The organism is Kitasatospora sp. NPDC001159, from assembly GCF_053598235.1.
Genome location: NZ_JBSFJV010000274.1, coordinates 1 through 1,536, shown reverse-complemented (window position 1 = coordinate 1,536; position 1,536 = coordinate 1). Strand labels below are relative to the sequence as shown.

Sequence of the window (1,536 nt, the reverse complement as noted above, 5' to 3'; positions counted from 1 at the left end):
GGCCTCCGAGGACCGTCTGGGTTTCTGGGCCGAGCAGGCCCGCCGGCTGAGCTGGGCGGTCGAGCCCACCGAGACGCTCGACTGGTCCAACCCGCCCTTCGCCAGGTGGTTCGCCGACGGCAAGCTCAACGTGGCCTACAACTGCGTCGACCGCCACGTCGAGAACGGCCTGGGCGACCGGGTCGCCATCCACTTCGAGGGCGAGCCCGGCGACAGCCGCTCGATCACCTACGCCCAGCTCAAGGACGAGGTCTCCCGCGCCGCCAACGCGCTGCTGGAACTCGGCGTGCGCAAGGGCGACCGGGTGGCGGTCTACCTGCCGATGATCGCCGAGGCGGTCGTCGCGATGCTGGCCTGCGCCCGGATCGGTGCCACCCACTCGGTGGTCTTCGGCGGCTTCTCCGCCGACGCCGTGGCCTCCCGCATCCAGGACGCCCGGGCCAAGCTGGTCATCACCGCCGACGGCGGCTACCGCCGCGGCAAGCCCTCCGCCCTCAAGCCCGCCATCGACGAGGCCCTCACCAAGGTCGACGGCGTCGAGCACGTCCTGGTGGTGCGCCGCACCGGGCAGGAGATCGCCTGGACCGAGGGCCGTGACGTGTGGTGGCACGAGATCACCGCGCGCCAGTGCGCCGAGCACGCCCCCGAGGCGCACGACGCCGAGCACCCGCTGTTCATCCTGTACACCTCGGGCACCACCGGGAAGCCCAAGGGCATCCTGCACACCTCCGGCGGGTACCTCACCCAGGCCAGCTACACCCACCACGCGGTCTTCGACCTCAAGCCGGCCACCGACGTCTACTGGTGCACCGCCGACATCGGCTGGGTCACCGGCCACTCGTACATCGTCTACGGCCCGCTGGCCAACGGCGCCACCCAGGTGATCTACGAGGGCACCCCGGACACCCCGCACCAGGGCCGGTTCTGGGAGGTCGTCCAGAAGTACGGCGTGACGATCCTCTACACCGCGCCGACCGCGATCCGCACCTTCATGAAGTGGGGCGACGACATCCCCGCGAAGTTCGACCTGTCCTCACTGCGAGTGCTGGGCAGCGTCGGCGAGCCGATCAACCCCGAGGCGTGGATCTGGTACCGGGAGCACATCGGCGGCGGCACCTGCCCGATCGTGGACACCTGGTGGCAGACCGAGACCGGCGCGATCATGATCAGCCCGCTGCCGGGCGTCACCGAGACCAAGCCGGGCTCGGCCCAGCGCGCCCTGCCGGGCATCGCGGCCACCGTCGTCGACGACGAGGCCAACGAGGTCCCCAACGGCTCCGGCGGCTACCTCGTCCTCACCGAGCCGTGGCCGTCCATGCTCCGCACCATCTGGGGCGACGACCAGCGCTACATCGACACCTACTGGTCGCGCTTCCAGGGCCGCTACTTCGCCGGTGACGGCGCCAAGAAGGACGAGGACGGCGACATCTGGCTGCTCGGCCGGGTCGACGACGTCATGCTCGTCTCCGGCCACAACATCTCCACCACCGAGGTCGAGTCCGCCCTGGTCGGCCACCCCGCCGTCGCCGAGTCCGC

1 protein-coding gene is annotated in these 1,536 nt (G+C 70.7%); it reads left to right on the top strand.

The features are described from left to right. Window positions 1-1,536, top strand: a 1,536-nt coding sequence (acs, locus tag ACWC9T_RS41815) for an acetate--CoA ligase (RefSeq protein WP_449826249.1), incomplete at both ends; no start/stop codon positions are given.